This window comes from Nocardioides sp. TRM66260-LWL, assembly GCF_020075545.1.
Taxonomy (GTDB): Bacteria; Actinomycetota; Actinomycetes; order Propionibacteriales; family Nocardioidaceae; genus Nocardioides.
In genome coordinates this window covers 86500-112735 of the sequence record NZ_JAIQZK010000001.1, presented here as the reverse complement: position 1 = coordinate 112735, position 26236 = coordinate 86500, and the positions used below count along the sequence as shown (strand labels likewise).

Genomic DNA, 26236 nt, shown 5'->3' with positions numbered 1-26236 from the left:
CCCGGGCCGCCTCAGCCGGCGTAGGCGTCGATCTCGCCCAGCACCCGGGCCTGCACGTCGTCGGGCGCGAAGGAGCAGCGCACGGCGGTGCGCGCGAGCTCGCGCAGCCCCTCCTCGTCGAGGTCGAGCAGGTCGGCCGCGATCGCGTACTCGCGGCACAGGTCGGTGCCGAACATCGGCGGGTCGTCGGAGTTGACGGTGACGACGACCCCCGCGTCGCGGAACGCCCGCAGCGGGTGCTCCTCGAGGCTGGCGACGGCCCGCGTCGCGAGGTTGGACGACGGGCAGACCTCGAGCGGGACGCCGGTCTCGGCGAGGTGCGCCAGCAGGGCGGGATCCTGGGCCGACGACGTGCCGTGGCCGATCCGCTCGGCGCCGAGCTCACGCAGCGCGTCCCAGACCGTCTGCGGGCCGGTGGTCTCCCCCGCGTGCGGGACGCTGTGCAGGCCCTCGGCCCGGGCAGCGTCGAAGTGCGGCCGGAACTGCGGGCGCGGGACGCCGATCTCGGGGCCGCCGAGGCCGAAGCCGACGAGGGCGTCGCCGCGGCGCAGGGCGAGGCGGGCCACGTCCAGCGTCACGTCGGCCGCGGGCAGCCCGGACTCCCCCGGCACGTCGAAGATCCAGCGCAGCACCAGACCGTGGTCGCGCTCGGCGGCGCGGCGCGCGTCCTCGAGCGCGTCGAGGTACGCGTCGGGCGCCATGCCGGGGTGGCCCCGGTGGGCGACGATCGAGGTGTACGGCGTGCAGGTGAGCTCGGCGTAGCGCAGGGCCTGGCCCTCGGCCATCTCGCGGGCGACCTCGTAGGTGAGGTAGCGGACGTCCTCGGGCGTCCGGACGAGCGCGACCACGGCGAGGTAGACGTCCACGAAGTGCGCGAAGTCGCGGAACTCGAAGAACCGCGCGAGCTCCGCGGGGTCGCTCGGCACGGTGCCCGGGTGGCGGGCGGCGAGCTCGGCGACGATGCGCGGCGAGGCGGAGCCGACGTGGTGCACGTGCAGCTCGGCCTTGGGCAGGCCGGCGACGAAGGCGTCCAGCCCGCTCACCGCACCGCTCCCAGCACGGAGGCGACGACGTCGTCGACGGTGCGTCCGGTCTGCAGGGTGCCGTCGAGCAGCACCGACGGGGTGCTCTGCACGCCGGAGTCCTGCGCCTCCTTCGTCGCGCCGTCGACGAAGGACTGCTCGGCGCGGCCCTCGATGCCCGGGCGCACGGCGTCCTCCTGCGCCCCGGCCTCGACGGCCCGCGCCACCAGCCAGTCGTCGTCGGGGAAGGGACCCCGCTCGTCGGGCTGCTGGGCGTAGAGCAGGTCGTGGAAGCGCAGCGCCACCGCGTCGCCGGCCGCCCGCTTGACCACGGCGAAGGCGTTGAGCGAGCGCGCGGAGTAGTCGCCGGCCTTGCTCAGCAGCACGAACGGGCGGTACTCGACGTACACCTTCCCCTCCTCGGCCAGCCGCGCCAGCTCGGTCTCGGTGGCCTCCTCGAACTGCCGGCAGAAGGGGCAGAGGAAGTCCTCGTAGACGACGACGCTGTGCGGCGCGGACGCCTCGCCGAGCGTGACGCCGTACCGGCTCTGCCCCGCCGGCGGGGCGTTCACCGGGCCGGGGCCGGACGAGCGCGTCACCAGGTAGGCGACGCCGACGACGAGCACCAGGACGCACGCCAGCGTCGCGAGGTTGATCGCGCGGCGACGGCGGGCCGCGGGGCTGAGCCCGGCGCCGGGACGGGCGGGACCGGCAGGTCGGTCGGATCGATCGGATCGGGCGGCCATCGGCACGGGCTCCTCGGGGTGGGCGGGGACGGGGTGACCCGGGGTCGAGGCTAGGCGGCCCGCTCCAGCGGCGGGCACGGCCCCGGGCGGGTCAGATCAGCAGGTGCTGACCGAGCTCGCCGACCAGGTCGACGTGGATCAGCCGGCTCGTCAGCCGCCAGCCGTCGTCGGCCCGCTCGAAGGCGTCCTCGTAGCGGCCGCTGACGATCGGCTGGAGCGCGAGGGAGTCGGTGGCCTGCAGCACGGTGTAGACCGAGCGGGCCGTCGCGGTGCCGGCCGCCTCGTCGACCTCGATGCGGGCGTTCGTGGTGACGTGCCGGGTGCGCGGCGTCCCGGTCTCGGGGTGGATCCGCGTCGTCGAGCGGTACAGCGCGGTGATCGCCTCCCGGCCCTCGGCGACGACCACGGGTCCGTCCGGGCCGTCGGCGAGCAGCCGCGCGTGGGCCAGCAGCGCGCCGACCCCGTCGAGGTCGCCGGCGTCGATCAGCTCCGCGTACTCGTACAGCACGTTCTCGACGGCGCGGGCGGGGTCGGTCACGGGCCGAGCGTAGGGCGGGCGCCGACGTCCGGCGTAGGGTTCGGACCCATGAACGACCGCCTCGTCTGGATCGACTGCGAGATGACCGGGCTCGACCTCGGCGCCGACGCCCTGATCGAGGTCGCGGCGCTCGTCACCGACTTCGACCTGAACGTGCTCGGCGAGGGCGTCGACCTCGTCGTCAAGCCGCCGGCCGCCGCGCTGGAGCAGATGGGCGACTTCGTCCGGCAGATGCACGAGCGCTCGGGCCTGCTCACCGAGCTCGACGCCGGCCTGACCCTCGCCGAGGCCGAGGACGCCGTGCTCGCCTACGTGCGCGAGCACTGCCCCGACGGCAGCCGCCCGCCGTTGGCCGGCAACACCGTCGCCACCGACCGCGCGTTCCTCGGCCGCGACATGCCGCGGCTGGAGTCGTTCCTGCACTACCGCATCGTCGACGTCTCCTCGATCAAGGAGCTCTCCCGCCGCTGGTACCCGCGGGCCTACTTCGGCGCGCCGGAGAAGAAGGGCAACCACCGGGCGCTGGCCGACATCCAGGAGTCGATCGAGGAGCTGCGGTACTACCGCGAGGCCGTCTTCGTGCCCGCTCCCGGGCCCGACACCGACCGCGTCAAGCAGCTCGCCGCCGAGCACGGCGGCTCGCTGACCGGCGCGCGACCGGCCGGCGAACCGCCGATTGAGTGACCCCCCGCGCCATCCCCTACACTTCACGACGGCTCGCGCCAGCGCGGGCCGATGGTGGGTGTAGCTCAGCTGGTAGAGCACCTGGTTGTGGTCCAGGTGGCCGCGGGTTCGAGTCCCGTCACTCACCCCAGTGCCCGTGAGGGCGACAGCGAGCCCCTGACCTGCGGAGACGCGGTCAGGGGCTTTCTGCTCGGGTCGCACCGAGGGACGCCGGATCCCACTCGACCATGGACCGAGCCGCGCCGACGCGGGACCATGGACGCGCCATGCAGATCGCGATCCTCCTCTACCCGGGCTACACGGCGCTCGACCTGATCGGGCCGTACGAGGTGCTGCGCAACCTGCCCGACGTCGAGGTCCGCTTCGTCTGGCACGACTCGGGGCCGGTGGCCGCCGACTCGGGGGTGCTGCTCGTCGGGGCCACCCACACGCTCGAGGAGACGCCGACCCCCGACGTCGTGCTGGTGCCCGGCGGGATGACGACGATGACGCACGCGCGCGACGAGCGGGTCCTCGGCTGGGTGCGGGCCGCGCACCGCACGTCCCGCTGGACGGCGTCGGTGTGCTCGGGATCGGTGATCCTCGCCGCGGCCGGCGTGCTGGCCGGGCAGCGGGCGACGTCGCACTGGATGGCGCTGCCGCTGCTGCGCCCCTTCGGCGTCACGCCGGTCGGCGACGAGCGCATCGTCGGGACGGGACGCATCGTCACCGCGGCGGGAGTCTCGGCCGGCATCGACCTGGGGCTGTGGCTCGCCGGCGAGCTCGGTGGCCGGGAGCGCGCCGAGGCCATCCAGCTGGCGCTGGAGTACGACCCGCAGCCGCCCTTCGACTCGGGCCACTGGTCCAAGGCCAGCGCGGGCACCCGGGCACGGGCGACGTCGCTGCTCGCACGGGAGACCCTGGCCGCCGGGCAGCTGACCGCGCCCGTCCGACTCGGGTGGGCGGCGGCCGTCGGCGCGGTCCGTGCCCGTCGAGGCGGTCGCGGGTGACGGGCGGGACCGGGCCGATCCGCCCTGACCCGGTCGCCGAGGAGGTGCTCGCCCGGCTCGCTCCGCAGATCGGGGACGATCTCGCCGCCTACCGCAACCACGTGCACCGCGGGCTGACCTACCAGCTCGCCATGCTGGGCCTGGCCGAGGCGCCGCCCGCGATCGCGCTCGCCTGGGCGATCCACGACGCCGGCATCTGGACCGGCCGCACCTGGGACTACCTCGACCCGTCGGTGGCGCTCGCGGCGACCCTCGTCGATCCGCTCGGCCTCGACCTGACCGACGACGAGATCGCCCGCGTCGAGCGGATGGTGGCCGATCACCACCGTCTCCGTGCCGTCCGCGACGACCCCTGGGTCGAGACCTTCCGGCTGGCCGACCGCGTCGACGCCACCCGCGGCGTCACCCTCGGCACGCCGCTGCGCCGGCGCGACGTCACGGCCGCCGTCGAGGCGTTCCCCTACCTCGGGTTCCACCGGTTCCTGGTCCGCCACGCGGTCTCGTGGGCGGTGAGGCACCCGACCGACCCGGCGCCGATGCTGCGCTGGTGACGCGTGGGACGAAGGTGACCCGCGGGGCTCTCAACCAGCGGCGAACCTCCAGACGAGCCGTTCGCCGAAGCGCTCGAAGCCCAGCCGCCGCAGGATCGGCGCCGACGTCGGCAGCGCATGCACCAGCGCCAGGCTCGCGCCCCGCTCACGTGCGCTCTCGACACGGCATTCGACGAGCGCCGCGTAGACGCCCTGCCTGCGATGACGAGGCACGACGCCCGCGCCCCACAACCGGGCCACGTCGTCGACGATGCCGTACCCGCCGGCGCCTGCGGGCTCACCGTCGAGGGTGGCCAGCCAGCGGCCGTCCGCCCCGGCCGGGAAGCCCGCTCGCAGCTCCGACTCGTCCGGCATGGCGTGGTCCCAGACCTCCGCGTCGACCCGCAGGACGTCGCGGTACTGCTCGGCGGTGGCGACCTCGGCGACCACGATCCGGCTGGACTCGGGGGCCGGCGCCGTGACGTCGGTGCGTCGGGCGAGGATCTCGATGGTCGCGGTGACCGTCCCGCCTCGCGCTGCGAGCAGCTCCTCCAGACCCGCGGCGCTCACGCCGGCGCCGCTCGTCCAGGAGACCTCCGAGCAGCCGGCGCGCCGAGCGAGATCCTGGACGAGAGCGAGATCCGACGCCGCGGACGGCGTCCCGCCGCGCCCGGGGAGGCCCACGTGCATGACGGTCAGGAGCCCGTCCTTGGCATACGCCTCGAGTCGATCGTCACGGAGGTGACGGGCGTCGGGCGGGAACCACGGCGAGCGCCAGGCCGCAGAGGCTGCGAGGACGCGCCGTTGCAGCTCGTCGTCCATGCACCGGATCCTGCCAGGCCACCGGCCTGGTCACCCGGAGGTCGCTGCGGTCTTCCGTGACGCGTACGGCACCTCGCCGGTCCCTCGACGGTGCCCTGCGCGTCACGGAATGTCGGTTTCCCCGGGCGCCCGGGGAAACCGACACACGCCGGCACGATCAGGCGGCGACGCCGGCGTGCATCTCCCACACCAGGATCTCGGCGGCCTCGGTGGCGGTGACCCGCTGCCCGCCGGTGGCGGTGAACCGGACGGCGTCGCCGGTGGCGAGCGGGCCGGCGCCCTCGAGCGTCACGGCGCCCCGGGGGACGAAGAGGTGCAGGTACGGTGCGTCGGGCAGCTCGACGCTCTCGCCGGGCTGGAGCCGGGCGGCGTGCAGCGCGGCGTAGCGGTTGCGGATGCGGATGGCGGTCTCGTCGCGGTGCGCCGCCATGCCGGAGGCCACGGGCACGAGCTGGCCGGCGAGCCGCTCGGGAGCGATCTCGAGCTGCTCGTAGCCGGGCACGATGCCGGACTCGTCGGGCAGCACCCACATCTGGACGAAGTGCACCGGCTGGCGGTGCTCGGGGCCGCCGAGCGTCCAGGAGTCGTTCTTCTCCGAGTGCAGGATGCCGGTGCCGGCGCTCATCCGCTGGGCCAGACCCGGGTAGATGACGCCGTTGTGGCCGGTGGAGTCCTGGTGCACCAGCGAGCCGTCGAGCACCCAGGTGACGATCTCCATGTCGCGGTGCGGGTGGGTGTCGAAGCCGGTGCCGGCGTCGACGACGTCGTCGTTGTTCACCAGCAGCAGGCCGTGGTGGGTGTTGGCGCGGTCGAAGTGCTGCCCGAAGGAGAACGAGTGCTTGGAGTCGAGCCAGCCGAAGTCGGAGACGAACCGGTCGGCCGCGCGACGCACGTCGATCGACGGGGCGAGCTCGATGGTGGCGTTCATGGTGGTTCCTCTCGGGCCGGGTGCGTCCAGTCTGGACGGCAGGTAGATGACGCGTCAACCACTTAGGGATAGCATCCATTCCATGACCCCCGCCGCCGAGACCGCCGCCCCCTGGCTCACCGACGCCGAGCAGCGCGTCTGGCGCCGCTGGCTGGAGGTGACGGCGGCCCTGCCCGCCGCCCTCCACCGCGACCTGCACGAGCACGCCGGGCTCTCCCTGCCGGACTTCGACGTCCTCGTCCGCCTCAGCGAGAGCCCCGAGGGCCGCCTGCGGGTCTCCGAGCTGGCGGACGCCCTGGCCTGGGAGCGCAGCCGGCTCTCCCACCACCTGCGACGCATGGGCGCGCGCGGGCTGGTCGAGCGGGAGGAGTGCGAGGACGACGGCCGCGGCGCGTACGTGGTGCTCGCCGAGGCGGGGCGCCGGGCGATCGAGGCGGCGGCGCCCGCGCACGTCGCCACCGTGCGCCGCCTCGTCCTCGACCCGCTGCGGGACGACGACCTGGCGCGGCTCGGCGCGATCCTCGACCGGATCGCCGCCGGCCTGGCCTGAGCGGCGACGGACGTCACCTGGGCCGCGCTTCAAGCATTAGGTAAGGTTGGCCTTGCCTAATTCGTCTGGAGGAGACCCCGTGCCCCGCAAGCTCCGTGCCCTCGCCCTCGTCGCCGCGACCGCCGTGGCCCTGCCCGCGCTCGCGGCCTGCGGCGGAGGCGACGACGGCCCGTCGATCACCGTCTACAACGCCCAGCACGAGCAGCTGATCACCCAGATCGTGCCGGACTTCGAGAAGGCCACCGGCATCAAGGTCAAGCTGCGCAACGGCAGCGACCTCGAGCTGGCCAACCAGATCGTGGCCGAGGGCAAGGCCTCCCCCGCCGACGTCTTCCTCACCGAGAACTCCCCCGCCATGACCCTCGTCGACGGCGCCGGTCTGCTCACGAAGGTCGAGCCGGCCGCGCTGAAGCCGATCCCGCGCCAGTACGTGCCGGCCGACCGCGACTGGACCGGCTTCCTCGCCCGCTCCACCGTGCTGCTCTACAACACGCAGAAGGTGCAGCAGGCCGACCTGCCGACCTCGCTGCTCGACCTCGCGAAGCCCGCCTGGAAGGGCCGCGTCGCGTACGCGCCGAACGGCGCCGACTTCCAGGCGATCGTCAGCGCGGTGCTCCAGCTCGAGGGCGAGGACGCCACCCGCACCTGGCTGCAGGGGCTGAAGGCCAACGGCCGGGTCTACGACGGCAACAACTCGGTGCTCCAGGCGGTCAACGCCGGCGACGTCGACGCCGGCATCACCTACCACTACTACTGGGCCCGCGACCGCCAGGAGAACGGCGAGAACTCTGACTCCTCGGCCCTGCACTACTTCACCGACGGCGACCCGGGCGCCTTCCTCAGCGTCTCCGCCGCCGGCGTGCTCGCCTCGTCCAGCAAGCAGAGCGACGCGCAGCGCTTCGTGGAATACCTGACCTCCGCCCAGGCCCAGCAGGCGATGGGCGACTCCTACGCCCTGGAGTACCCGCTCAACCCGGAGGCCTCGCTGCCGCCGGAGGTCAAGGCGCTCGACGCGCTGCAGCCCCCGAAGGTCGACCTCACCCAGCTCAACAGCAGCAAGGTCGTCGACCTGATGCAGCAGGTGGGCCTGCTCTGATCACCGTCCTCGAGCGGCCGACGCCCCCGGGCGCGCCCGACCCGTCCCAGCCGTCCGGCCCGACCGCGCCGCGCGGCGGGGCCGGACGCGCGCGCCCGAAGGATCGCGGCGCCCGCGCTCCGCGGACGCTGGTGCTGACGGCGGTCGTCGTCGCGGCCCTCGCGCTGGTGCCGCTCGGGTTCGTCGCCTACGACGCCGCCGCGGTCGGCCCGCGCGAGGCCTACGACCTGCTGTGGCGTCCGCGCATCGGCGAGCTGCTCTGGAACACCGTGCGCCTGGTCGTCGGCGGCATGCTCGCCTGCGCCGTCGTCGGCGTCGGCTGCGCCTGGCTGGTCGAGCGCACCGACCTGCCGCTGCGTCGCCTGTGGCACGCGCTGCTCGTCGCCCCGCTCGCGGTGCCGGCCTTCGTGACGTCCTTCGGCTGGGTCTCGCTGACCTCCTCGGTGCAGACCTACGCCGGCGCGGTGCTGGTGGTCACCCTCGCCTACTACCCGCTGGTCTACCTGCCGGCGGTCGTGACGCTGCGCGGCCTCGACCCCGCGCTCGAGGAGACCGCCCAGGCCCTCGGCCACGGCCGGCTGGCCGTCTTCGTCCGGGTCGTGCTGCCGCAGCTGCGCCCCGCACTGCTCGGCGGCTCGCTGCTCGTCGGCCTGCACCTGCTCGCGGAGTTCGGCGCGATCCAGATGCTGCGCTTCCCGACCTTCACCACCGCGATCTACGACCAGTACCGCTCCACCTTCAACGGCGGCGCCGCCACCATGACGGCCAGCGTGCTCGTGCTGTGCTGCCTCCTGCTGCTCCTCACCGAGCTGCGGCTGCGGGGACGACGCCGGTACGCGCGGCTCTCGGCCGGCTCGGCGCGGCCGGCCGACCGTCAGCGCCTGGGCCGCTGGACACCCGTCGGCCTCCTCGCCGCGGCCGGGGTCGTGGCGCTCGCGGTCGGCGTGCCCACCTACGCGCTGGTGCACTGGCTGGTCGTCGGCTCCTCGACGGCCTTCCCGGTGGCCGACCTGCTCGCCGCGACCGGCACCTCCCTCGCGCTCGGCGCTGCGGGCGCCGCGATCACCGTCGTCCTGGCCGCGCCGGTGGCCTGGCTGGCGGTGCGGCACCGCGGACGTCTGGCCGGGCTGCTCGAGGGCAGCACCTACGTGTCGACCTCGCTGCCGGGCATCGTCATCGCGCTGGCGCTGGTCACCGCCTCGCTGCGGGTCGTCCCCGACCTCTACCAGACCTACGCGCTGCTGCTCTCGGCCTACGCCGTGCTGTTCCTGCCGCGCGCCGTGGTGAGCCTGCGCGCCGCGATCGAGCAGGCGCCCCCGGTGCTCGACGACGTCGCCCGCAGCCTCGGCACCGGCCCCCTGGAGACGATCCGCCGGGTCACGCTGCCGCTGATCGCGCCCGGCGTCGCGTCCGGCGCTGCGCTGGTCTTCCTCGCGGTCTCCACCGAGCTCACCGCCACCCTCATGCTCGCGCCGATCGACGTCGCCACGCTCGCCACCCGCTTCTGGTCGGCCTCGTCGTCGGTGGCCTACGGCGCGGCGGCCCCGTACGCGCTGCTGATGGTGCTGATCTCGCTGCCGGCCACCGTGCTGCTCGGCCGCGTCTCGGCCGGAGGAGGAGACCGATGACCACCCTCGTGCTCGAGCACGTCAGCCGCTCCTTCGGGCCGGTGCGCGCCGTCGACGACGTCAGCCTGGCGGTGCCGCCCGGCTCGGTGACGGCGCTGCTGGGCCCCTCGGGCTGCGGCAAGACGACGCTGCTGCGCGTGATCGCCGGGTTCCTCGAGCCCGACGCCGGGTCGGTCGCCCTCGACGGTCGCGTGGTCGCCGCGCCCGGACGCTGCGTGCCGGCCCGCGACCGCGGCATCGGCTACGTGCCGCAGGAGGGCGCCCTCTTCCCGCACCTCGACGTCGCCGCGAACATCGCCTTCGGCCTGCGGGGTCGCGCCGGCCGCGGTCGCCGCGAGCGCGTGGCCCGGGTCGCCGAGCTGCTCGACCTCGTCGAGCTGCCGCGGACGTTCGCCGAGCGCGCGCCGCACGAGCTCTCCGGCGGCCAGCAGCAGCGCGTCGCCCTGGCCCGCGCGCTGGCGCCGGCGCCGTCGGTCGTGCTGCTCGACGAGCCGTTCTCCAGCCTCGACGCCGCCCTGCGCGCCAGCACCGGCGAGGCCGTCGTGGCCGCGCTGCGCGCCGCGGGCGCCACCGGCGTGCTCGTCACCCACGACCAGGACGAGGCGCTCTCCCTCACCGACCAGGTCGCCGTCATGCGCGCCGGACGCCTCGTGCAGGCGGCCGCCCCGCGCGAGCTGTACGCCCGCCCGGCGGACGCCGACGTCGCCCGGTTCGTCGGCGGCGCGGTCGTGCTGCCCGCCCGCGCACGCGCCGGCCGGGCCACCTGCGCGCTCGGCGACGTCGCCCTGGTCTCCGAGGCCGACGAGGCCGCGCTCGAGGGCGAGGTCACCCTCGTGCTGCGTCCCGAGCAGCTGCGGCTGACCCCCGAGCGGGCGGCCACGCACGGCGGCGCGCTGGCCCGGGTGATCGACGTCGGCTTCCACGGCCACGACGCCACCGTCCGGCTCGCCCTGCTCGACGACGCCGACGTGCGCCTGCTGGCCCGCACCGACGGCCTGACCGCGCCCGAGCCCGGCGCGCAGGTGCGCGTCGACGTGGTCGGCCCCGCGTCCGCGCATCCCCGGTGATCCCGGTGACATCGACCACCCGGCGCCTTAGGTGAGCCTGGCCTAAGTTATGCTCGGGCCGTGAACCCGACCGCCCCGGACGTGCGCATCGGCCGCATCCTCGGCCTCCACCGCCATGGCGCACGTCCGGCCGTGGTCGGCGCTCACGGCACCCTCGACTTCGACGAGCTGGCGGCGCGCGCGGCCGACGTGGCCGCGGACTGGGGCACCGGTCGACGCCTCGTCGCCCTCGGTCTCGGCCGCGACCTCGACTCCCTGGTCGCCCTGGTCGCCGCTCTCGAGCACGACCACGTCGCGCTGCTCCTGCCGGCCGACCGTCCCGACCAGCTCGAGCGGGCGATCGCGGCCTACGACCCCGACGTCGTCGTCACGCCGGCCGGCACCGTGCACCGCCGCGCGGTCGACGCGCCGCCCGCCCACGACCTGCACCCCGAGCTGGCGCTGCTGCTCACCACCTCGGGCTCCACGGGCAGCCCGAAGCTCGTGCGGCTCTCCGCCGAGGGGCTGCGCAGCAACGCGGCCGCGATCGCCGAGGTCCTCGGGCTGGGGCCCGACGACCGCGCGATCACCTCGCTGCCGCTCCACTACTGCTACGGGCTCTCGGTGGTCACCTCGCACCTGGTCCGCGGCGGCAGCGTCCGGCTGTGCGACGCCTCGGTGGCCGAGCCGGCGTTCTGGTCGGCGATGAGCGACGTGACGACGCTCGCGGCCGTCCCCTACACCGTCGACCTTCTCGACCGCGCCGGGCTGGCCGACCGCGAGCTGCCCGCCCTGCGTCGCGTGACCCAGGCCGGCGGCCGTCTGGCGCCCGAGCGGGTGCAGCACCACGCGCGGCTCGGCGCGGAGCGGGGCTGGGACCTCGTCGTCATGTACGGCCAGACCGAGGCCACGGCCCGGATGGCGATGCTGCCCCCGCACCTGGCCGATCGGCATCCGTCCTCGGTGGGCCGCGCGATCCCCGGCGGCACGCTGCGCGTCGAGCCGGTCGGGCACGACGACCCGGAGGTCGGCGAGCTCGTCTACGAGGGCCCGAACGTGATGCTCGGCTACGCCCGCACCCCTGCCGACCTCGCCCGCGGCCGCGACGTGACGACGCTGCGCACCGGCGACCTCGCCCGGATCCGCGACGGGCTGGTCGAGATCGTCGGCCGCCGCGATCGGGTCGCGAAGCCGTTCGGGTTGCGCCTCGACCTCGACGACCTCGAGCGGCTGCTGCACCCGGTCGCGCCGGCCTGGACGCTGATGCACGACGAGCGGCTGCACGTCGTCACCGAGGAGCGCGGCCGGCTCGCCGCACTGCGCCGCCGGACGCGCGAGGCGACCGGCCTGCCGGACCACGCCGTCCGCGTGGTCGCCGTCGCGAGCCTGCCCCGGACGTCGTCCGGCAAGCCCGACCGGGCCGCGCTCGAGCGACTGCTCGACCAGGGGCCCGACCAGCGGCCCGACCAGGCGCCCGAGCCCGGCGTCGGTCCCGCCGGATCCCGTCCCGAGCGCACCCTCGCCGACGAGGTCGCGCTCGTGCTCGGTCGCGGCCGCATCGACGCCGACCGCAGCTTCGTCGAGCTCGGCGGCGACTCCCTCTCCTACGTCGAGCTCGCCACCCGCGTGGGTCGTCGGCTCCACCGCCTCCCCGACGACTGGCACCGGCTGCCGGTCCGCGAGCTCGAGCGCCTGGCCGCCGCGACGGCGGAGCGCGCCGCGACCCGCACCGGCACCGATCGCCGGCCCCGCGCCGTGCGCCGTCTGGACGGCATGGGCGCGATCGGCTGGCTGCGCCCGGTGCCGACCGAGGTGTCGGTGCTCGTGCGGGCCGCGGCGATCGTGCTGATCGTCGGCACGCACACCCAGGTCTGGGAGGTGCGCGGCGGAGCACACGCGCTGCTCGCGCTGCTGGGCTTCAACCTGGCCCGCTTCCGGCTCGCCGACCCGACCGCCGCCGCGCGCGTGCGCGGCCTGCTCCGTTCGGCGACCCACCTGCTGGTGCCGACGGCACTGGTGGCCGGGGCGGTCGTGCTGACGACCGGCCAGTACCGCTGGCCCACCCCGCTGATGCTCAACGGGCTCCTCGGCAGCGACGCCTGGACCGACGACTGGCACCTGTGGTTCGTCGAGGCGGCGTTCTGGCTGGTCGTCGGCACCGCCGCGCTGCTCGCGGTGCCGGGTGTCGACCGACTCGAGCGACGCCGTCCCTTCGCCCTGCCGATCGGGCTCGCGGTGGCGGGGCTGGTCGTGCGCTACGCGTGGACGGGCGTCGAGGCCGGCACCACGGAGCGGTGCACCCCGGGCGTGATCGCGTGGATCTTCGCGCTCGGCTGGGCGGCGGCGCGCGCCGACACCGCGCGCCGGCGGCTGCTCGTCACCCTGCTGGGCGCCGTGGGGCTGGCCGGGCTCTTCGACGACCCCCAGCGCGAGCTGATCGTGCTCGCCGGCCTGGCCCTGCTCACCTGGGTGCGCAGCGTGCGGGTGCCGTCCGCCGTGGCGACGCTCGCAGGAGGTCTGGCGGGCGCGTCGCTGTGGATCTACCTGACCCACTGGCAGGTCTTCGAGCGCATCGACGACCCGCTGGCCGGGTTCCTCGCCTCGTTCGGCGTCGGCCTCGCGGCCTGGTGGGCGGTGCGGCGGGGCCGCGGCGTCCTGGTCGCCGCCCGCCCCGCCGTCCGCGCCGCCCGCAGGACGGCGCCGACGGCGGACGCGCGGACTCAGTCGGTCGGCTGACCGAAGCGTCCGCGCTGGAAGTCCTGGTACGCCTCCAGGACCTCGGCCTTGGTGTTCATCACGAACGGACCGGCCCAGGCGATCGGCTCGCGGATCGGCCGGCCGCCGATGACGACGACGTCCAGCGCCGGGTGCCGGCTCTCCTGGGAGCGGTCGGCGGCGATCGTCAGGTAGTCGCCCGCGCCCAGCACCGCGGCCTGGCCGGTGCGGATCGGCTGGTCGTCGACGCCGACGGTGCCGCGACCGTTGAGCACGTAGACCAGGGCGTTGAAGTCGACGTCCCACGGCAGCTCCAGGCGGGCGCCCGGCTCGAGGGTGGCGTGGACGAAGGTCATCGGCGTGTGCGTGGAGCCCGGACCCCGGTGGCCGTCGACGGAGCCCGCGATCACCCGCACGAGGGCGCCCGCGTCGTCGCCGGCGAGCAGCGCGACCTCGCCCGAGCGCAGGTCCTGGTAGCGGGGGGTGCTCAGCTTGGCGTCGCGCGGCAGGTTCACCCACAGCTGGAGGCCGTGGAAGAGGCCGCCGGACGTCACCAGCCACTCGGGCGGGGTCTCGATGTGCAGCAGGCCGCTGCCGGCGGTCATCCACTGGGTGTCGCCGTTGGTGATCGTGCCGCCGCCGCCCTGGGAGTCGTGGTGGTCGAAGACGCCGTCGATGATGTAGGTGACGGTCTCGAACCCGCGGTGGGGGTGCCACGGCGTGCCCTTGGGCTCGCCGGGCGCGTACTCCACCTCGCCCATCTGGTCCATCATGATGAACGGGTCGAGGTCGCGCAGGTCGAGGCCGGCGAAGGCCCGGCGCACCGGGAAGCCCTCGCCCTCGTAGCCCTGCGGGGCGGTGCTGATCCGCCGGACCGGACGCGGCTGGTCGCCGAGTCCCGGACGGCGCACGCGGGCCAGGGTGGTGAGGTCGTCGACGGTGATCGCGGGCATCGGGGGCTCCTTCTCACGGGATGATGCAGCCACAACAGTAGTTGAATCTTGAATGTTCCGCGTCGCGCCGACCCGCCCGGACGTGGGACGACCGGTGCACGGTCGTTGACTAGGGTGCCGCGGGTGATCCCCACCCCGGACTCCCCGGCCGGTCCCCTCTGCGCACCACTCCACGACGATCCGCTGTCGGCACCCGGCCCCGCCCGGGGCCTGGACGGCGAGCCGCGCCGCCGCCACTACGACGTCGTCGTCGTCGGCGGCGGCCACAACGGGCTGGTCTCGGCGGCCTACCTCGCCCGGGCCGGGCTGAGCGTGCTCGTCCTCGAGCGCCTGGGCCGCACCGGCGGCGCCGCGGTCTCCGAGCAGGCCTTCGCCGGCCACGACGTGCGGCTCTCGCGCTACTCCTACCTCGTCTCCCTGCTGCCCGAGCGGATCGCCGACGAGCTCGACCTCGACCTGCGCCTGGTCTCGCGCCGCACGGCGTCCTACGCCCCGACCGTCCGCGACGGCGTCGACACCGGACTCCTCGTCGAGCGGCCGGAGGGACGCGCGACGCGCGACTCCTTCCGGGCCGTCACCCGCCGCGACGAGGAGTACGAGGCGTGGTGCGCCTTCTACGGCGGCATCGAGCACCTGGCCCGCGTCGTCGAGCCGACCCTCACCGAGCCGCTCCCCCGGGAGGGCGTGCTGCGGGAGGCCGTCGAGGCCCAGGCGCCGGGCATCTGGGGCGACCTGGTCGAGCGTCCGCTGGGTGAGGCGATCGAGCGCCGCTTCGCCGACGACACGGTGCGGGGCGTCGTCGCCACCGATGCGCTGATCGGCACCTTCGCCTCGCTGCACGACCCGTCGCTGGTCCAGAACCGCTGCTTCCTCTACCACCTGATCGGCCGCGGCACCGGCGAGTGGCGGGTGCCCGTGGGCGGAATGGGCGCGGTCTCCGGCGCGCTCGAGTCCGCGGCGGCGCGCGCCGGGGCGGAGATCCTCACCGGCGCAGGCGTGCACCGCATCCACCCCGGCTCCGGCCCGGGCTCCGCGTCGGAGGTCGTCTGGGACGACGCGGCGGGACGACGCTCGGTCACCGCGGGCCACGTGCTGTCCGGGGTCGCGCCGTGGGTGCTGCGGATCCTGCTGGGCGGCGCCGCCGAGCCGACCGCCAAGCCGGTCGGCGCCCAGCTCAAGATCAACATGCTGCTCGACCGGCTGCCGCGCCTGCGCTCGGGCCTCGACCCGCGGACGGCGTTCGCCGGCACGCTGCACCTCTGCGAGGGCTACGACGAGCTCGCCGAGGCGCACCGCGCCGCGTCGGCCGGACGCCTGCCCGACCCGCTGCCCGGCGAGGTCTACTGCCACTCCCTCACCGACCCCTCGATCCTCGGCGAGAACGACGCCGATCGGCACACCTTGACCTGGTTCGGCCTGCACACGCCGGCCTGGCTCTTCGAGGGCGACCACGACGCCGCCCGCGACCGCGCACGCGACGCCGCCCTCGCCTCGCTCGACCGTCACCTGATCGACCCGATCGCCGACTGCCTGGCCCGCGACGCCGACGGCCGCCCGTGCGTGGAGGTGCGCACGCCGCAGGACCTCGAGGCCGAGCTCGCCCTGCCCGGCGGCCACATCTTCCACGGCGACCTCGACTGGCCCTGGGCGCGCGGACGCGCCCGACTGGACGACCCGGCCGACGCCTGGGGCGTGGCCACCGGCGTGCCGGGCGTGCTGCTCTGCGGCTCGGGCGCGAAGCGCGGCGGCGCGGTGTCGGGGCTCGGCGGGCACAACGCCGCGCAGGCCGTCCTCGCGGAGCGGGGCTGATCCGGACCGCACGGGCCGACTCCGCTCGTCCCTCGATTTCTCCGGCCTGCGGGGCGCTGGTAATGTTCTCTTCGCTTCACCGCACGGGCGCCATTAGCTCAATTGGCAGAGCAGCTGACTCTTAATCAGCGGGTTCGGGGTTCGAGTCCCTGATGGCGTACCACCTCGCGAGGCCCCGACCACCACGGTCGGGGCCTCGCGTCGTCTCCGGGCAGATCCGCGTCGATCCGCGCCGGCCCGGTCCGCCTCGATCCGCACCGGGAAACCGCTCAGGTCGAGCCCGGATAGTCCGATCGGGTCATCTGCGACGGCGGTCGGGTCGACCTGGCCCCCGTCCGTTGTGGAGCAGGCCGACCCCGGCGCATGCTCCTCACGGAGCGCGACGACGCGCACCCGGACCCGAGGAGGACGAGATGGGCATCAGCGCAGCCAGCACCCTGCACGCGCAGTTCGACGACGCCACCGCCGCCGCCCGGGTCGAGATCGCCCGGTCCGAACAGGCGCTGCGCGACCTCCTGCGCCGCTCGGAGCGCCTGCACGGCAGCCACCTCGCCCACACGGCCGGCTCCTGCCTGCTCTGCTTCGCCGACGCCTGAGCGCGACGTCAGACGAACCTGACGACGACCCGCTCCCCCGCGGGGGTGGGCGTGGTCGCCACGTGCGCGAGCACGGGGCCGATCGAGGCCTGCAGCGGCACCAGCGCGTCCTGCGGCCGGTGCCGGACGAGCGGGTCGAGGCCCGCCCGGTGCTTCAGCTCCGCCGAGAGCGCCGGCAGGATCGCCGCGGGCACGTCGAGGAGCTCCTCGACGACCTCGCCGATCCGCAGCCGCATCCGGGCCCGGTCGCCGACCGACTCGCTGACGACGTCGTCGGCGCGCAGCGCGACCACGCGATCGAGGAGCGCCGAGATGGTGGCGCCCGCCGCGGTGTCGGCGCTGGCCGCGCGCGGCTCGCCCGGCGATCCGACGGTCGCCTGCAGGTCGCGCAGCCGCGCGATCGCGACGACCCCCGGCGCCGGCGTGACCGCGACGACGCCGCCGAGGCCCTGGTGCCAGGCCTCGACCGGGACGGCCGCGGAGCCGCTCGCGTCGACCAGGGCGGTGAGGTCGTCCAGCTGAGCGCGGTCGAGCACCGGCAGCTCGTGATGCGTCCCCAGGACCCGGGCCAGCACGTCGTCCGACACGGCGCCGACGCTGATCAGGCTCGCGGCCAGCGGCAGGGCGTCGGCCCGCTCGCGCGCGAGGTCGACCTGAGCCAGCGCGACGACGCCGGCACGGAGCAGGACGCGGGCGAGGCCGTCGTCGACGGCGGCATCGGTCGTCATCGGTCTCCTGCCCCTCGGGCGGCACGGGCGCGCGCCGCGGCGGCAGCCTAGCGGCCGTGGCGCCGACCGCGGCGCGCGTGGAGATGGGCCGGGGCCCGCCCGCCACGGAAGGGCCCCGACACGAGGGGATGCCGGACCCCGCGTCCGCCCGCCACAGAAGAACGCGGGGTCCGGCACATCTGTTTGCCGAGGTCCTGCGCCTGCCCGCCACAGAAAGGCGCAGGACCTCGACAAGTCTGGTGTTGCCGGGCCCCCTGCCCGCCCGCCACAGAAAGGCAGGGGACCCGGCAAGTCTTCTAGGCGGTGCGCTCGAACCAGATGGGAGCGCGACCGAGGTCGTCGAGCGGCAGCTCTCCGACGCCGCCGTCGCCGCCGATCAGCCGGAGGCGGCGTGCCCGGCCCATGGCCGCTGCGTCGCCCTCCATCTCCAGCGCTCGGTCGACATGACGCACACCGTCGGCGTCGGGGACGCCGATGACGCAGGGGGTGCGGACGCTGACCTCGCGGCCGTCGTCGTCGACCAGGACGGCCCAGGCCTCGAGGGGCGCCCCGGCCAGGTCGAGCTCGTCGAGCCGCCGGGTGAGGCCGTCGATCAGCGCGTCGACGCGCTCGACCGCCCGCTGGCAGGAGTCCTCGGGACGCCGGAGGAGCTGGGCGCGGGAGCGGCGCAGACGGCCGAGCGCGTCACGCATCCGGGCGGCCTGCTGCACGTGGGTGGGCTGGGTGGTGCTCATCGGACTGCTCCGTCCTCCCGGGCGGCACGACGCCGCCGGGCGAGCTCGAGGTCGAGGACCGACGCGCTGCGCGCGTCGCGGTCCGTGTCGGGCGCGGTGCGCGCCAGCAGGGCGGTGGTGCGTCGGGACGGGCCCGGAGTCGCGGTCGGCGTCGGCAGGGAGGTCGGACGACGCCGGCCGCGTCGCTCCGGTCCCAGGAGGTAGACGACGTCGTCCTCGGTGTAGGCGATGTCCTCTACCACGCCGTCATGCTGCCCGCCGCGGCGGTCGACGAGCACGACCTGCTGTCCGACGCGGAGCCGGCGCTGCAGGCCCGAGCGGCTGTGCCGCGCGGCGACCGTCGCGGACGGCGACTCGAGCGCGGTGGCCGCGTACGGCGTGAGCAGCATCGGCCGGGTGCCGGGCCGTGCTGCGGAGAAGGAGGTCGGCGGGGTGTCGCCCGCCACGTGCTGCACCCCGCCGACCAGTCGGAGGCGGCCGCGCAGGAACCGGGCCGGGTGGGCCGAGGTGGTGGTCATCCGAGCTCCGTTCCTGTGCTGCCGAGGTGGGCCTGCTGAACTTGCTGATCGGAAATCTACACACAGTCCTGTTGAGATTCCAAGCCCTAACCTCAGATCTTTGTTCATGTTCTCAGCGGCCCTGTTGAGGTTTGGTGTAGATTGAAGCTCATCACCTACGCACGGGTGATCCGACACCTGAAGGACTGCTGACGCTCCATGACCTCCCACCACCGCGCAGGCGCGAGCCGCGTCGCCGTCGTCGGCGCGGGCGTCGCTGGCCTGCGCGCGGCGGCGGTGCTGGAGCGGGCAGGCCTCGCCGTCACCGTCCTCGAGCGCTCCGCACGCGTGGGCGGACGCGTCGCCAGCGACGTCGTCGACGGCCACGTCGTCGACCACGGCTTCCAGGTGCTCAACCCCGGCTACCCGGCCCTGCGGCGCGCGATCGACGTCGAGCGCTTGGACCTGCGCCCTTTCACCGCGGGGCTCGCCCTGCGCACCGACGACGGCCTGCGCCGGTGGGGCCACCCGCTCAAGGCACCGCGCCTGACCCTGGGCACCCTCGGCGCGCTCGGTCGGAACCCCGGCGACGCGCTGGCCCTGGCCCGCTGGCTGCGCCCGGTCCTCGTGGCCGGGCCGGCCGCGCACCGGCTCGCCCGACGGGTCGAGGCGGCCGACGACGTGACGCTCGGCCGCGCGCTGGACGACGCCGGCGTCGCCGGCGAGCTGCGCGAGGCCCTGCTCGGGTTCCTCTCCGGCGTCGTGCTCGACCACCCCGCCGAGGTCGCCAACCGCTACGCCCTGCTCGTGGTCCGCAGCTTCCTGTCCGGCGTCCCGGGGCTGCCCGTGGGCGGCATCGGCGTCCTGCCGCGGCTCCTGGCCGAGGGCCTCGACGTCCGTCTCGACCACGAGGTCGAGACGATCGAGCGCGACGCCGACGGCGCGCTGCTCCGCTCCCCCGCCGGCGACGTCCGAGCGGACGTGATCGTGTGGGCCACCGACGCGGCTGCCGCGCACGACCGGCTCGACCTCGCCGCCCCCGAGCCGCGGGGCGTCGTCACCCAGTGGTGGTCGGCACCGACCGCGCCGGCCGCCGACTCCCTCGTGCACGTCGACGTCCGCGCGGGCCGCGGGCCCCTGGTCAACACCGCCGTCGTCTCGCAGGCCGTGCCCGAGCACGCTCCCGCCGGACGCCACCTCGTCCAGGGCAGCGCGCTGCTCGGCTCGGGCCCGGTCCCGTCGGAGGCCGAGATGCGCCGGCACGCGGGCGAGATCCACGGCGTCGACCCGGGCGACTGGGAGCCCGTCGCACGCCACGAGATCGTCCACGCGCTGCCGGCCACGACCGTGCCGGCCCGCGTGCGGGCCGAGGCCACCTGGCTCGCCGACGACCTCGTCGTCTGCGGCGACCACCGCGCGACGCCGTCGCTCCAGGGGGCGCTGGCCTCCGGGGAGCGCGCCGCGACGGCGGTCCTCGACCGGCTCGGCCTCCCCCGCGACGCCGGAGGTCGCCGTGCCTCCTGAGCCCCGGCCACGGGCGGCCGGATCCGGCCGCCGCACACCGCCACCGACCACACCCGACCGTGAGGAGGACACCATGACGACCGAGGACGACGCCGTGCTGAGCATCGGTGACCTGTCCGAGCGCACGGGCGTCGCCGTGGCGACCCTGCGCATGTGGGAGAACCGGCACGGCTTCCCACGGGCCAAGCGACTGGCCAGCGGCCACCGCCGCTACACCCCGGAGGATGTCAAGGCCGTGCTCGACGTGATGGCCCGGCGTGACGCCGGGTCGCGCCTCGAGGCGGCGATCGCCGACGTGGCCGACCTCGCGCGCCCGGCGGCCCCGTCGATCTTCGCCCGGCTCCGCCAGACCCACCCGCACCTCACCCCGCTGCGGCTGCGCAAGAGCACGCTGCTGGCGCTCTCGTGGGCGATCGAGGACGAGTTCTGCGCCAAGGCCGACCACGCCCGCATCTTCGGCTCCTTCCAGCGCGAGCGGTACTTCAACGCCGCGGGCGAGCGCTGGATCGAGCTGTCCCGGGTGGCGCAGGTCGCGATGGTCTTCGCCGACTTCCCCGACACCCCGGTGCCCTCCGAGCTGCCGCCGGCCACCGGCCCGGTGCCGGTGAAGATCCCGCTGCCGGAGTCCGCGCCCCTGCGGCGCGAGTGGGCGGTCATCTGCGACTCCCGCGAGCTGCCCGTCGCGCTGAGCGCGTGGGAGCTGCCCGGCCAGAGCAGCGTCAAGGACCGCGAGCGGGTCTTCGAGGCCGTGTGGACGTTCGAGCCCACCGCCGTCCGCGAGGCGGCCCGCGCCTGCGCGACCGTCGCCGCCAGCGTCGACGCCGCCGCGGCCGCGCCGGTGCTGCACTCCCTGGCCACCGAGGCCTCGCCGGGCGTCACCGACCTGCGGGCGACCAGCGAGATGGTCGGCCGCATCGTGTCCTACGTCGACGCCTTCGGGCGCTGACCGAGCCGGCACCGGACCGACCCCCACGCCTCCACCGACCCGCCGTCCGTCCCCAGGCACCCGCGGACGGCACCCCCAGGTGGCCCCGGGGCCCGCGGAATCCCACTCCGCCGGCTCCGGGGTCGACCGGGATGCGCGAGAGCCCGGCACCATCACGGTGCCGGGCTCTCGTCTTCTCCGGGGAGGGAGGCGGGGAGGCGCGGTGGACGCGCCGGGGGTCAGGCGCGCGGCGCGCTGACGCCGACCAGGCCCGCGGCCTGGCACAGCTGCGACCACGTCTCGTGGTCGAGGGTCGCCGGCGTGGCGGGCAGCAGGCCCCGCTCGGCCGCCACCGAGGCGACGAGCGAGCCGTCCTCCGTGACGCCCTCGTAGCGGAGCAGGCCCTGGGCGTCGACGATCGGCGCCCAGCCCGCACGCGCCAGCTTCCGCGTCGCATCGACCCAGGCGGCGCCGAGCACCGACTCGTCGTCGAGCCACACGTCGAGCTCCGGGCGGGGGCAGACCACCAGGCCGCACCCGGTGACGGGGTCGAGGTGGGCGGTGTGGAAGCCGCCGAGGACGATCGTGAACACCATGCCCCCTCAACGCGGACGGACGGCGCCGGTTACGCCCCGGGCACGTGACGTATGCCTCCGGGGGCATCCGTGACCTGCGGCGTCGTGCCTCGTTGAGACCGACATGAGCCCCACAGCAGCGATGCGCCGCGAGACCCGACTGCTCTCGGTGACGGGCGCGTGGGTGCGCGGCACCTGGGTCGACGACGCCGTCCTGGAGCACTGCCGCCGCTCGGCGGCCGGCGGCTTCGGCTTCCGCGTCCGCTCCGAGCCGGTGGGCGACGCGCTGGTCGAGGCCGGGCTGGCCCGCCGCGACGACGCGGACCCGCGGCTCCTGACGGGCACCGCGAGGGCGGCCGCCCTCGAGACGCCCGCCCCCGAGGCGCCCGCCCCCACGCCGCGGGCTCCGCGCGCCGGATTCGTCGCCGAGCCGCCGGCCGCGGATCGCGACGGTCGGGAGTTCCTCGGCTTCTGCGCGAGCGCCCACCACGCCGCGCCCGTGGAGGCGACGGTGCGCGGACGACGTCAGCGCAGCGCGACCGACCCCCGTGACACCGAGCCGGCCGCGCTCTGCGACCGCTGCGCGGACCTGCTCAGCGCGGCCGGGTTCTTCCGCGCCCGCTGATCACAGGTAGAGGCCGGTGGCCTCGTCGGCGAGCCGGTCGGCCGCCACCGCGTGGACGTCGCGCTCGCGCATGACGACGTACACCTCGCCCTGCACCTCGACCTCGGCCTTGTCGTCGGCGTCGAACAGCACGCGATCGCCGATCTGCACGGCACGGGCCTGCGGGCCGTGGCCGACGACCCGCGCCCACGCGAGGCGCCGGGCGCCCATCGCGGCGGTGGCAGGGATGACGATGCCGCCGGTGGAGCGCCGCTCGCCGGCCTCCTGGTCGAGCTCGACCAGGACCCGGTCGTGCAGCATCTTGATCGGGGTCTTCTCGCTCACGCGCGACGACCTCAGCGGTTGGCGCGGCGGATCAGCACGATCACGGTGAGCGAGCCGACGACGACGCCCGCCACCTTGACGATGACGTCGGTGCGCGGCTGGCCGGTGGCGGGGTCGACGAACCTCGCCTTCACGCTCGACACCTCGCGGCGCACGATCGTCTGCGGCTTGGCCCGGTAGGCCAGCTGGCCGACGGAGACGGCGAGCCGCTCGCGCGCCTCGGCGATCTCCCGCTCCAGCTGGGCGGCCCTGTCGGCGGAATGCGGCTTCTTGCTCACGGTGAGCACCCTACCGATCGCCCGACGGGCGCCACCTCACCGCACGGGGCGTGGGCGGCGTCGCTCACCCCGTCGGACCCGCCGGAGCAGCGGGAGCGGGCGCACGACCCGGCGCCGGCCCGACCGTCCGCGGATCGAACCCGTAGGGCAGCTCGAGGCGGTGCCGGGCCATCAGGGCGTCGTCGGTGAGCAGATCGCGGGTCGAGCCGTCGGCGACGATCGTGCCGTCGTGCAGGATCACCGACCGCTCGCACAGCTCGAGCGCGTACGGCATGTCGTGGGTGACCATGAGGACGGTGACGTCGAGCGAGCGCAGGATGTCGGCCAGCTCGCGGCGCGAGGCCGGGTCGAGGTTCGACGACGGCTCGTCGAGGACGAGCACCTCGGGCTGCATGGCCAGCACCGTGGCGACCGCGACGCGGCGCCGCTGCCCGAAGCTGAGGTGGTGGGGTGGCCGGTCGACGTGCTCGGCCATGCCGACCTGCTCGAGCGCGGTCATGACGCGGGCGTCGAGCTCCGCGCCACGCAGGCCGAGGTTGTGCGGCCCGAAGGCGACGTCGGCCCGGACGCTGCCGAGGAACAGCTGGTCGTCGGGATCCTGGAAGACCACGCCGACGCGGCGACGGATCTCCTGGAGGTGCTCCTTCGCGACCGGCAGGCCGCTGACGGCCACCGTGCCGGCCCCGGCAGCGAGGATGCCGTTGAGGTGCAGCACCAGGGTGGTCTTGCCGGCGCCGTTGGGGCCGAGCAGCGCGACGCGCTCGCCCCGGTGCACGTGCAGGTCGACGCCGAAGAGCGCCTGGTGTCCGTCGGGGTAGGCGTAGGCCAGGCCCCGGACGTCGAGGACCGGAGTGCTCACGCGTGCTCCGCCGGTGCGGTGAGCAGCGCGGGGACGGGCGCCGCGGCGTGCTCGTGGGCGTGGCCGTGTGCGTGGCCGTGCCCCCGCGGCGCGACAGCCGGCGCCTGCGGACGGTCGAGGTCGAGCGGGATGCGCCCGTCGTAGCCGCGCGCGAGCATCGCCAGGTGCACCCGCTCGCCGCGCTCGTAGGAGCGGATGAAGAGCGCGCCGACCGAGCGGGCCAGCACGCCCCAGTGGCGCGGGTCGCGGGCGGTGAAGCCACGCGCCTCGCGGGCGACCCGCATGCGCCGCATCTCGTCGGTGACGACGTCGAGGTAGCGCACCATGAAGGCCGCGATCTGCACGAGCTGGTGGGGCAGCCGCAGCCGCGCGAGGCCGGCCAGCAGCGCCTGCGGCTCGGTGGTGGCGGCCAGCGTCAGCCCCGCGACGACGCCGAACGTCGCCTTGACGAGCAGCAGCGCGGCCCCCTCGAGCCCGGAGCGGCTGAGCGAGAGGCCGAGGACGTCGACGCGCTCGCCGTGCGCGATCAGCGGCAGCAGCGCGGCGAACACGAGCACGGGCGTCTCGACGACCATCCGGCGCGCGAGGAAGCCGAGGGGCACCCGCGAGGCCAGGACGACGCCGCCCAGCAGCACCCCTTCGGCGAGGTAGGCCCACCACCAGCCGCGAGGGGTGGCGACCACCACCAGCATGAAGCCGAGCAGGGCGAGCACCTTGTGGTGCGCCGCGGCCCGGTGCAGGGCCGAATGGCCGTGGAAGTGCAGGCGGTGCCCGTGGCCGGCGCCCACGTCAGTCGGCCCGGGGGTGGTCGTCGCCGGCGGGGCCCCGGCGCCGGAGCAGCCACGTGGCGCCGCCCGCGATCGCGAGCACCACCAGCACCCCGACCACGCCCGCCCACGGGCCGGCGTACCCGGCGAACGGGCTGCCGTCGCTGACGTGCGGCGTGGCGGCGCCCTCGAAGCCGAGGTCCTGCGCGACCCTGGACAGCCCGTCGGGGGCGGAGTCGGCCCACCGGCTGACGACGCCCGCGAGCACGAGGCTCACCAGCAGGACGCCGAGCAGCACGCGCCGGGTCGAGGCGCGGCGCGCGCTCACGCCTCTCCTCCCGTCGGAGCGGCGGGCGCGGCCGGCGTGGCCACCGGCGAGGTGCGCACCACCAGGGGCGTCGCCGTCGGCAGGCGTCGGGCGCCGTGGACGAGGTCGGGGCGCACCTTGAGGATCGCGGCGACCGCGGCGGCGGTGATGACGGCCTCGCCGATGCCGATCAGCACGTGCACGCCGAGCATGGCCGAGGCGAGCGTGCCCAGCGGCACGTCGACCGTGCCGCCGACCTCGAAGAGGCCGACGAAGACCAGCGCGGCGGCCGGCACGGAGACCAGCGCGCCGAGCCCGGCGAGCAGCGGCACCAGCGACGCGCGCTTCGGCAGCACCGCCTGCAGCACCCGGAAGACGCCGTAGCCGACGAGCACCGTCACCACGCCCATCAGCAGGATGTTGGTGCCCAGCGCGGTGATGCCGCCGTCGGCGAACAGGAGCGCCTGGACGAGGAAGACCACCGAGAGGCAGAGGATCGCCGTGGCCGGCCCGACGAGCACGGCCGCCAGCGCGCCGCCCATCAGGTGGCCGCTCGTGCCGCCCGCGACCGGGAAGTTGAGCATCTGCGTCGCGAAGACGAACGCGGCGACGAGCCCGGCCAGCGGCGCCGTGCGGTCGTCGAGCTCGCGGCGCCTGGCAAGGTAGAGGGACGTGCCGATCGCGCTCGCGGCCACCACGGCGGTGGCGGCGGACGTCGGGGCGTCGAAGAAGCCGTCGGGCACATGCATGCCACGACACTATCGCTGTTGCAAACTCCTTGCAGAAAGGCACCCCTGTGAGCGACCGCCTCTCCCCCGGAGACCCCGCCCCCGACTTCACCCTGCCCACCGACGACGGCTCGCAGGTGTCGCTGGCCGACCTGCGCGGCCGCAAGGTGATCGTCTACTTCTACCCGGCGGCGATGACGCCCGGCTGCACCAAGCAGGCCTGCGACTTCACCGACAGCCTGGCCTCGCTCCAGGCGGCCGGCTACGAGGTGCTCGGCGTCTCGCCGGACAAGCCGGAGAAGCTCGCGAAGTTCCGCGAGCGCGACGCGCTGACGTTCCCGCTGCTGGCCGATCCCGACAAGGACGTCCTGCGGGCCTACGGGGCCTTCGGCGAGAAGAAGCTCTACGGCAAGGTCGTCGAGGGCGTCATCCGCTCGACCTTCGTCGTCGACGAGGAGGGTCGCATCGAGGTCGCCCAGTACAACGTCAAGGCCACCGGCCACGTCGCCAAGCTGCGCAAGGACCTCGGCCTCGACGCCTGAGCGGTCCGCCCCCACTCCTAGACTGCGGCTCGGCCGTGGGGATCGCTCCCGGCGGCCGAGCCGGAGTGGTGGAACAGGCAGACACGCGGGATTTAGGTTCCCGTGCCCCCGGGCGTGCGGGTTCGACTCCCGCCTTCGGCACCCGACGCGTCGCCTCGCGGTCGCGCGACG

The 26236-nt window shown here is 75.1% G+C and carries 30 protein-coding genes and 3 tRNA genes; 17 read left to right on the top strand and 16 right to left on the bottom strand.

The features are described 5' to 3' along the window. Positions 1-11 precede the first annotated feature (11 nt). The 3 genes from K8Z61_RS00600 to K8Z61_RS00590 form a co-directional block, all read right to left on the bottom strand. Complete coding sequence (locus K8Z61_RS00600; RefSeq protein WP_224126134.1) at positions 12-1043, bottom strand: adenosine deaminase; 1032 nt, start codon at positions 1041-1043, stop codon at positions 12-14. Continuing rightward, positions 1040-1768, bottom strand: a complete 729-nt coding sequence (locus tag K8Z61_RS00595) for a thioredoxin domain-containing protein (protein ID WP_224126133.1) — start codon at positions 1766-1768, stop codon at positions 1040-1042. The genes K8Z61_RS00600 and K8Z61_RS00595 overlap by 4 nt, the downstream gene beginning before the upstream one ends. Before the next feature lie 91 nt (positions 1769-1859). Continuing rightward, a complete protein-coding gene (locus tag K8Z61_RS00590; RefSeq protein WP_224126132.1) occupies positions 1860-2306 on the bottom strand; it encodes a nuclear transport factor 2 family protein in 447 nt (148 codons plus the stop codon). Positions 2307-2354: 48 nt separating this feature from the next. On the opposite strand from K8Z61_RS00590, the gene orn reads away from it, so the two are divergent. The 4 genes from orn (at position 2355) to K8Z61_RS00570 (ending at position 4530) form a co-directional block, all read left to right on the top strand. Continuing rightward, positions 2355-2990 carry an oligoribonuclease gene (gene orn / locus K8Z61_RS00585; protein ID WP_224126131.1) on the top strand — a complete coding sequence of 212 codons (636 nt, stop codon included), beginning with the start codon at positions 2355-2357 and terminating at the stop codon, positions 2988-2990. A gap of 54 nt (positions 2991-3044) precedes the next feature. Continuing rightward, a tRNA-His gene (locus K8Z61_RS00580) sits at positions 3045-3120 on the top strand. A gap of 136 nt (positions 3121-3256) precedes the next feature. Then, positions 3257-3979, top strand: a complete 723-nt coding sequence (locus tag K8Z61_RS00575; RefSeq protein ID WP_224126130.1) for a DJ-1/PfpI family protein — start codon at positions 3257-3259, stop codon at positions 3977-3979. Then, complete coding sequence (locus tag K8Z61_RS00570; protein WP_224126129.1) at positions 3976-4530, top strand: hypothetical protein; 555 nt, start codon at positions 3976-3978, stop codon at positions 4528-4530. The genes K8Z61_RS00575 and K8Z61_RS00570 overlap by 4 nt, the downstream gene beginning before the upstream one ends. Before the next feature lie 30 nt (positions 4531-4560). Here K8Z61_RS00570 and K8Z61_RS00565 read toward each other — a convergent pair whose 3' ends face one another. Continuing rightward, positions 4561-5331: a GNAT family N-acetyltransferase gene (locus K8Z61_RS00565; RefSeq protein WP_224126128.1), complete on the bottom strand. Its 771-nt coding sequence runs from the start codon at positions 5329-5331 to the stop codon at positions 4561-4563. A gap of 157 nt (positions 5332-5488) precedes the next feature. Then, positions 5489-6259: a pirin-like bicupin family protein gene (locus K8Z61_RS00560; RefSeq protein ID WP_224126127.1), complete on the bottom strand. Its 771-nt coding sequence runs from the start codon at positions 6257-6259 to the stop codon at positions 5489-5491. Positions 6260-6341: 82 nt separating this feature from the next. On the opposite strand from K8Z61_RS00560, the gene K8Z61_RS00555 reads away from it, so the two are divergent. The 5 genes from K8Z61_RS00555 (at position 6342) to K8Z61_RS00535 (ending at position 13315) form a co-directional block, all read left to right on the top strand. Beyond that, a complete protein-coding gene (locus K8Z61_RS00555; RefSeq protein WP_224126126.1) occupies positions 6342-6809 on the top strand; it encodes a MarR family winged helix-turn-helix transcriptional regulator in 468 nt (155 codons plus the stop codon). A gap of 79 nt (positions 6810-6888) precedes the next feature. Then, positions 6889-7905 carry an iron ABC transporter substrate-binding protein gene (locus tag K8Z61_RS00550; RefSeq protein WP_224126125.1) on the top strand — a complete coding sequence of 339 codons (1017 nt, stop codon included), beginning with the start codon at positions 6889-6891 and terminating at the stop codon, positions 7903-7905. A 131-nt stretch (positions 7906-8036) separates the two neighbouring features. Next, positions 8037-9533 carry an iron ABC transporter permease gene (locus K8Z61_RS00545; protein ID WP_224126124.1) on the top strand — a complete coding sequence of 499 codons (1497 nt, stop codon included), beginning with the start codon at positions 8037-8039 and terminating at the stop codon, positions 9531-9533. Next, entirely contained in the window at positions 9530-10600 is a 1071-nt protein-coding gene (locus tag K8Z61_RS00540; RefSeq protein ID WP_224126123.1) for an ABC transporter ATP-binding protein, read from the top strand. The genes K8Z61_RS00545 and K8Z61_RS00540 overlap by 4 nt, the downstream gene beginning before the upstream one ends. Before the next feature lie 60 nt (positions 10601-10660). Beyond that, the gene (locus tag K8Z61_RS00535) at positions 10661-13315 is read left to right on the top strand and encodes an AMP-binding protein (RefSeq protein WP_224126122.1); all 2655 of its coding nucleotides are present in this window, start codon (positions 10661-10663) and stop codon (positions 13313-13315) included. Here the strand turns inward: K8Z61_RS00535 and K8Z61_RS00530 are convergent. Further along, a complete protein-coding gene (locus K8Z61_RS00530) occupies positions 13300-14247 on the bottom strand; it encodes a pirin family protein (RefSeq protein WP_224126121.1) in 948 nt (315 codons plus the stop codon). The genes K8Z61_RS00535 and K8Z61_RS00530 overlap by 16 nt on opposite strands. Positions 14248-14370: 123 nt before the next feature. Here K8Z61_RS00530 and K8Z61_RS00525 point away from each other — a divergent pair, with 123 nt between their 5' ends. From K8Z61_RS00525 to K8Z61_RS00515, 3 genes are all read left to right on the top strand, one after another. Beyond that, a complete protein-coding gene (locus tag K8Z61_RS00525; RefSeq protein ID WP_308116722.1) occupies positions 14371-16056 on the top strand; it encodes an NAD(P)/FAD-dependent oxidoreductase in 1686 nt (561 codons plus the stop codon). Between the two features lie 87 nt (positions 16057-16143). Continuing rightward, positions 16144-16219, top strand: a tRNA-Lys gene (locus K8Z61_RS00520). A gap of 250 nt (positions 16220-16469) precedes the next feature. Beyond that, positions 16470-16652, top strand: a complete 183-nt coding sequence (locus tag K8Z61_RS00515) for a hypothetical protein (RefSeq protein ID WP_224126120.1) — start codon at positions 16470-16472, stop codon at positions 16650-16652. A gap of 8 nt (positions 16653-16660) precedes the next feature. Here the strand turns inward: K8Z61_RS00515 and K8Z61_RS00510 are convergent, their stop codons facing one another. From K8Z61_RS00510 to K8Z61_RS00500, 3 genes are all read right to left on the bottom strand, one after another. After that, on the bottom strand, positions 16661-17380 hold the full coding sequence (locus K8Z61_RS00510; protein WP_224126119.1) for an ATPase, T2SS/T4P/T4SS family: 720 nt from the start codon (positions 17378-17380) through the stop codon (positions 16661-16663). Positions 17381-17676: 296 nt separating this feature from the next. Further along, positions 17677-18114 carry a hypothetical protein gene (locus K8Z61_RS00505; RefSeq protein ID WP_224126118.1) on the bottom strand — a complete coding sequence of 146 codons (438 nt, stop codon included), beginning with the start codon at positions 18112-18114 and terminating at the stop codon, positions 17677-17679. Continuing rightward, complete coding sequence (locus K8Z61_RS00500; protein WP_224126117.1) at positions 18111-18632, bottom strand: hypothetical protein; 522 nt, start codon at positions 18630-18632, stop codon at positions 18111-18113. The genes K8Z61_RS00505 and K8Z61_RS00500 overlap by 4 nt, the downstream gene beginning before the upstream one ends. Positions 18633-18830: 198 nt before the next feature. Here K8Z61_RS00500 and K8Z61_RS00495 point away from each other — a divergent pair, with 198 nt between their 5' ends. Beyond that, the gene (locus K8Z61_RS00495; RefSeq protein ID WP_224126116.1) at positions 18831-20135 is read left to right on the top strand and encodes an FAD-dependent oxidoreductase; all 1305 of its coding nucleotides are present in this window, start codon (positions 18831-18833) and stop codon (positions 20133-20135) included. Between the two features lie 73 nt (positions 20136-20208). After that, complete coding sequence (locus K8Z61_RS00490; protein WP_224126115.1) at positions 20209-21081, top strand: DICT sensory domain-containing protein; 873 nt, start codon at positions 20209-20211, stop codon at positions 21079-21081. Positions 21082-21299: 218 nt separating this feature from the next. Here K8Z61_RS00490 and K8Z61_RS00485 read toward each other — a convergent pair whose 3' ends face one another. Further along, positions 21300-21656 (bottom strand): hypothetical protein, encoded by a 357-nt coding sequence (locus K8Z61_RS00485; protein ID WP_224126114.1) that lies wholly within the window; start codon positions 21654-21656, stop codon positions 21300-21302. Positions 21657-21759: 103 nt separating this feature from the next. Between K8Z61_RS00485 and K8Z61_RS00480 the strand changes: the two genes are divergently transcribed. Continuing rightward, complete coding sequence (locus K8Z61_RS00480) at positions 21760-22260, top strand: hypothetical protein (RefSeq protein ID WP_224126113.1); 501 nt, start codon at positions 21760-21762, stop codon at positions 22258-22260. Here the strand turns inward: K8Z61_RS00480 and K8Z61_RS00475 are convergent, their stop codons facing one another. The 6 genes from K8Z61_RS00475 to K8Z61_RS00450 form a co-directional block, all read right to left on the bottom strand. After that, complete coding sequence (locus K8Z61_RS00475) at positions 22261-22560, bottom strand: co-chaperone GroES (RefSeq protein ID WP_224127552.1); 300 nt, start codon at positions 22558-22560, stop codon at positions 22261-22263. A 35-nt stretch (positions 22561-22595) separates the two neighbouring features. After that, positions 22596-22862: a DUF3618 domain-containing protein gene (locus K8Z61_RS00470; RefSeq protein WP_224126112.1), complete on the bottom strand. Its 267-nt coding sequence runs from the start codon at positions 22860-22862 to the stop codon at positions 22596-22598. Positions 22863-22926: 64 nt separating this feature from the next. Then, on the bottom strand, positions 22927-23721 hold the full coding sequence (locus K8Z61_RS00465; RefSeq protein WP_224126111.1) for an energy-coupling factor ABC transporter ATP-binding protein: 795 nt from the start codon (positions 23719-23721) through the stop codon (positions 22927-22929). Next, a complete protein-coding gene (gene cbiQ, locus K8Z61_RS00460) occupies positions 23718-24509 on the bottom strand; it encodes a cobalt ECF transporter T component CbiQ (protein ID WP_224126110.1) in 792 nt (263 codons plus the stop codon). The genes K8Z61_RS00465 and cbiQ overlap by 4 nt, the downstream gene beginning before the upstream one ends. Position 24510: 1 nt before the next feature. Beyond that, positions 24511-24816: a PDGLE domain-containing protein gene (locus K8Z61_RS00455; protein ID WP_224126109.1), complete on the bottom strand. Its 306-nt coding sequence runs from the start codon at positions 24814-24816 to the stop codon at positions 24511-24513. Then, positions 24813-25544 carry an energy-coupling factor ABC transporter permease gene (locus K8Z61_RS00450; protein WP_224126108.1) on the bottom strand — a complete coding sequence of 244 codons (732 nt, stop codon included), beginning with the start codon at positions 25542-25544 and terminating at the stop codon, positions 24813-24815. Before K8Z61_RS00450 ends, K8Z61_RS00455 begins: the two co-directional genes overlap by 4 nt. A 47-nt stretch (positions 25545-25591) precedes the next feature. On the opposite strand from K8Z61_RS00450, the gene bcp reads away from it, so the two are divergent. Together bcp and K8Z61_RS00440 are read left to right on the top strand one after the other, a co-directional pair. Then, positions 25592-26065 carry a thioredoxin-dependent thiol peroxidase gene (bcp, locus tag K8Z61_RS00445; RefSeq protein ID WP_224126107.1) on the top strand — a complete coding sequence of 158 codons (474 nt, stop codon included), beginning with the start codon at positions 25592-25594 and terminating at the stop codon, positions 26063-26065. 59 nt (positions 26066-26124) lie between these two features. Then, positions 26125-26206 (top strand) — tRNA-Leu (locus K8Z61_RS00440). The last annotated feature ends 30 nt before the right edge of the window (positions 26207-26236 follow it).

Bases quoted from the DNA above. Each gene is read 5' to 3' on its own strand.
- orn (WP_224126131.1), top strand. From the start codon at position 2,355: ATGAACGACCGCCTCGTCTGGATCGACTGCGAGATGACCGGGCTCGAC.
- K8Z61_RS00595 (WP_224126133.1), bottom strand. From the start codon at position 1,768: ATGGCCGCCCGATCCGATCGATCCGACCGACCTGCCGGTCCCGCCCGT.
- K8Z61_RS00495 (WP_224126116.1), top strand. From the start codon at position 18,831: ATGACCTCCCACCACCGCGCAGGCGCGAGCCGCGTCGCCGTCGTCGGC.
- K8Z61_RS00530 (WP_224126121.1), bottom strand. From the start codon at position 14,247: ATGCCCGCGATCACCGTCGACGACCTCACCACCCTGGCCCGCGTGCGC.
- K8Z61_RS00565 (WP_224126128.1), bottom strand. From the start codon at position 5,331: ATGGACGACGAGCTGCAACGGCGCGTCCTCGCAGCCTCTGCGGCCTGG.
- K8Z61_RS00450 (WP_224126108.1), bottom strand. From the start codon at position 25,544: ATGCATGTGCCCGACGGCTTCTTCGACGCCCCGACGTCCGCCGCCACC.
- K8Z61_RS00515 (WP_224126120.1), top strand. From the start codon at position 16,470: ATGGGCATCAGCGCAGCCAGCACCCTGCACGCGCAGTTCGACGACGCC.
- K8Z61_RS00560 (WP_224126127.1), bottom strand. From the start codon at position 6,259: ATGAACGCCACCATCGAGCTCGCCCCGTCGATCGACGTGCGTCGCGCG.
- K8Z61_RS00540 (WP_224126123.1), top strand. From the start codon at position 9,530: ATGACCACCCTCGTGCTCGAGCACGTCAGCCGCTCCTTCGGGCCGGTG.
- K8Z61_RS00500 (WP_224126117.1), bottom strand. From the start codon at position 18,632: ATGACCACCACCTCGGCCCACCCGGCCCGGTTCCTGCGCGGCCGCCTC.
- K8Z61_RS00475 (WP_224127552.1), bottom strand. From the start codon at position 22,560: ATGCTGCACGACCGGGTCCTGGTCGAGCTCGACCAGGAGGCCGGCGAG.
- K8Z61_RS00575 (WP_224126130.1), top strand. From the start codon at position 3,257: ATGCAGATCGCGATCCTCCTCTACCCGGGCTACACGGCGCTCGACCTG.
- K8Z61_RS00485 (WP_224126114.1), bottom strand. From the start codon at position 21,656: ATGGTGTTCACGATCGTCCTCGGCGGCTTCCACACCGCCCACCTCGAC.
- K8Z61_RS00505 (WP_224126118.1), bottom strand. From the start codon at position 18,114: ATGAGCACCACCCAGCCCACCCACGTGCAGCAGGCCGCCCGGATGCGT.
- K8Z61_RS00480 (WP_224126113.1), top strand. From the start codon at position 21,760: ATGAGCCCCACAGCAGCGATGCGCCGCGAGACCCGACTGCTCTCGGTG.
- K8Z61_RS00510 (WP_224126119.1), bottom strand. From the start codon at position 17,380: ATGACGACCGATGCCGCCGTCGACGACGGCCTCGCCCGCGTCCTGCTC.
- K8Z61_RS00490 (WP_224126115.1), top strand. From the start codon at position 20,209: ATGACGACCGAGGACGACGCCGTGCTGAGCATCGGTGACCTGTCCGAG.
- K8Z61_RS00555 (WP_224126126.1), top strand. From the start codon at position 6,342: ATGACCCCCGCCGCCGAGACCGCCGCCCCCTGGCTCACCGACGCCGAG.